Here is a 3,483-nt window from a genome sequence, read left to right as displayed (position 1 = left end):
TTCACTCCGATCACTGGGACCCGGTGTGGCGGGCGTGCAGCGAGGAGTCGGTGGTGGTGTGCATGCACATCGGGTCGTCGTCGCAGCTGACCATCACCGCCCCCGACGCGCCGATGGACGTGATGATCACCCTGCAGCCGATGAACATCGTGCAGGCCGCGGCCGACCTGGTGTGGTCGAAGATGCTCCGCAAATTCCCCGACCTGAAGGTCGCCCTGTCGGAGGGCGGCATTGGCTGGATTCCCTACTTCCTGGAGCGAATCGACTACAACTACGACCGCCACCACGCCTGGACCGGCCAGGACTTCGGTGACAAACTGCCCAGCGAGGTGTTCAACGAGCACGTCATCACCTGCTTCATCGACGACAAGTTCGGGATGGCCAGCCGGGGCATGCTGGATCTGGACATGGTCACCTGGGAGTGCGACTACCCGCACTCCGACTCCAACTGGCCGCAGTCACCGGAGGTGTTCGCCCAGTCCATGGCCGGAGTCAGCGATGCCGACATCGACCGGATCACCCACGAGAACGCCATGCGGCACTTTCACTACGACCCGTTCACGGTGTTGGGCGGCAAGCAGAACTGTACGGTCGGCGCGCTGCGGAAATCCGTCGAGGGTCACGATGTTTCGCTCAAGTCGCAGCGCCGCGACGGCGACGACCACCGTCCCCGGATGACCGCCGCCGACCTCGCCAAGCTAGCGGCCGCCAGCTCCAAGTAGGCCCGCCCTTTTCCGCCGAGCATGCGCAAAGTCGCACTCTGGGGATGTCGGGAGTGCGATTTTCTGCATGCTCGCGCGGTGTCTGAGTTACTCGTGTTGTAGTTGGCGTATCCTGTGGCACGTGTTGGTTTCTCGGCGCGATGTCCTCAAGGCTGCCGCCACGGCCCCGGCCGCGGTCGGCCTCGCCATGGCGGCGGCCTGGCTACGCCCGGCGACGGCCTCGGCGGCTCCGCTCGGCGTATTGCTGGACTACGCCGGCGGGGTGCTCCCCGCCGGCGACATCAGGGCTGCCGGCGCAGTGGGCGCGATCCGCTATGTGTCCGACCGTCGGCCCGGCGCTGCCTGGATGCTCGGCAAGCCGATCCAGCTGGCCGAGGCGCGCGACCTGCACAGCAACGGCCTCAAGATCGTCTCCTGCTACCAGTACGGCAAGCAGAGCACCGCCGACTGGCTGGGGGGCGAAAGCGCCGGTGTCGAGCACGCCCAGCGCGGCTGGCAGTTGCACACCGCCGCCGGGGGGCCGGCCGGTGCGCCCATCTATGCCTCGATCGATGACGACCCGTCTCCGGAGCAGTACCGACAACAGGTGGCCCCATACCTGCGCGGCTGGGAGTCGGTGCTGGGCCACCAGCGCGTCGGTGTGTACGCCAACTCCAAGGTCATCGACTGGGCGCTGCAGGACGGCCTGGGTTCCTACTTCTGGCAGCACAATTGGGGTTCTCCCCAGGGCTTCACCCATCCGGCCGCGAACCTGCACCAAGTCGAGATCGACAAGCGCAAAGTCGGCGGCGTCGGCGTGGATGTCAACCACATTCTCCAGCCGCAGTTTGGTCAGTGGGCCTGAAGCGCGGAGCGAGCCAAACGACCGCCGACGGAACAGCTGACGCACTGGAACAGCTGGTAGTCCAGCACCTCTGCAGGCCGGAACACTGATAACAATTCGATAACAATACTGTCTTGATCTGCGTCGTTGTGGCTACCGGAGCGTAACCACCTGCATGCAGGACGTTTGTTCGGGGCGCCGCCGCGCGCCGTCGAACAGAGTGTTACCCACGGCCCGGGTTACCCGAGCGTAGAACTCATCAGTAACCGGTTTGCTGCAGAAACGGCACAGCTTCTTATGACACTCTTACTGCGGGCGCGACCGACGGCGCAACGGGCAGACGCGAGGCAGACCAACCAGGGGTGATCTCTACCGTGACGATTCACGACCACGACCAGATCTTCGCTGACGGCGACGACGCCACCTCGCCGCGCAGCCGAGACTCGGTGGCGCTGGTGGATCGCCTCACCGCCGGCGAACCGTATGCGGTGGCGTTCGGCGGTCAGGGCAGCGCCTGGCTTCAGACCTGCGAGGAATTGGTGTCCTCGGCCGGAATCGAGGCCGAGTTGGCGACGCTGGCCGGCGAGGCGAACCTGCTGCTGGAACCGATCGCCACGGAACTTGTGGTGGCCCGTCCGATCGGGTTCGAGCCGCTGCGCTGGGTCCGAGCCCTGGCAGCCGGCGATCCGGTGCCGTCTACCGAGCAACTGACGTCGGCCGCGGTGTCGGTGCCGGGTGTGCTGCTTACCCAGATCGCGGCCGTGCGCGCACTGGCGCGTCAGGGCCTGGATCTTTCGGCAACCCCCCCGGTCGCCGTCGCAGGGCACTCGCAGGGTGTGCTTGCCGTCGAATCGCTCCAAACCCACGGAACCGCCGATGCCCAGCTGCTGGCGATCGCACAGCTTGTCGGTGCGGCTGGGACCCTGGTGGCCCGCCGTCGCGGAATCTCGATCCTGGGTGATCGCCCGCCGATGGTGTCTGTGACCAACGCCGACCCGGAGCGCATCCGCGGCCTGCTCGCAGAGTTCGCCTCAGACGTCCGTGCCGTGCTGCCGCCGGTGTTGTCCATTCGCAACGGCCGGCGCGCAATCGTCATCACCGGAACCCCCGAACAGCTGTCCCGCTTCGAGCTGTACTGCGAGCAGATCGCCAAGCGGGAGGCCGCCGAGCGCAAGAGCAAAGTCCGTGGCGGCGCGGTGTTCGCACCGGTCTTCGACCCGGTGCGGGTGGAGGTGGGCTTCCACACGCCGCGGCTGGCCGACGGCATCGACATCGTCGGCGGCTCGGCACAGCGGATTGGCCTCGACGTCGAACTAGCCAGGGAGATGGCCGCGGCCATTCTGGTGCGTCCGGTGGACTGGGTGAACGAGGTCACCGACCTGCACCGAGCCGGCGCACGCTGGATCCTCGACCTCGGTCCCGGCGACATCCTGACCCGGCTGACGGCGCCGGTGATCCGCGGCCTCGGTATCGGAATCGTGCCGGTGGCCACCCGCGGCGGTCAGCGCAACCTGTTCACCGCCGGGGCGACCCCCGAGGTGGCCCGGCCCTGGTCGAGTTACCTCCCGTCGCTGGTGCGGCTGCCCGACGGCCGGGTCAAGCTCGCCACCAAATTCACCCGCCTGACCGGCCGATCCCCGATCCTCCTGGCCGGCATGACCCCCACCACCGTCGACGCCAAGATCGTCGCCGCCGCCGCCAACGCCGGACACTGGACCGAGCTGGCCGGCGGCGGGCAGGTCACCGAGGAGATCTTCACCGCACGCATCGCGGAGCTGACCACACTGCTGGAACCCGGCCGCACCTTCGAGTTCAACGCGCTGTTCCTCGACCCGTACCTATGGAAGCTGCAGGTCGGTGGCAAGCGGCTGGTGCAAAAGGCCCGCCAATCCGGTGCGCCGATCGATGGGCTGGTGGTCAGCGCCGGCATCCCCGACC

At 67.3% G+C, this 3,483-nt stretch carries 2 protein-coding genes and 1 pseudogene; all 3 read left to right on the top strand.

Annotated elements, in window-relative coordinates; genetic code table 11:
* Positions 1-722, top strand: a 722-nt coding sequence (locus tag AC2VOP_RS16430) for an amidohydrolase family protein (RefSeq protein ID WP_486961960.1), incomplete at its 5' end; no start/stop codon positions are given.
* A gap of 121 nt (positions 723-843) precedes the next feature.
* Positions 844-1,566 (top strand): DUF1906 domain-containing protein, encoded by a 723-nt coding sequence (locus AC2VOP_RS16425; RefSeq protein WP_486961959.1) that lies wholly within the window; start codon positions 844-846, stop codon positions 1,564-1,566.
* Positions 1,567-1,919: 353 nt separating this feature from the next.
* Positions 1,920-3,483, top strand: a pseudogene (locus tag AC2VOP_RS16420) (3-oxoacyl-ACP synthase); the annotation flags it as partial.

It is taken from the genome of Mycobacterium sp. TH-M106 (assembly GCF_057473765.1).
Note: the sequence above shows the minus strand (reverse complement) of the source record. Positions and strands in the feature narration are given on the sequence as shown.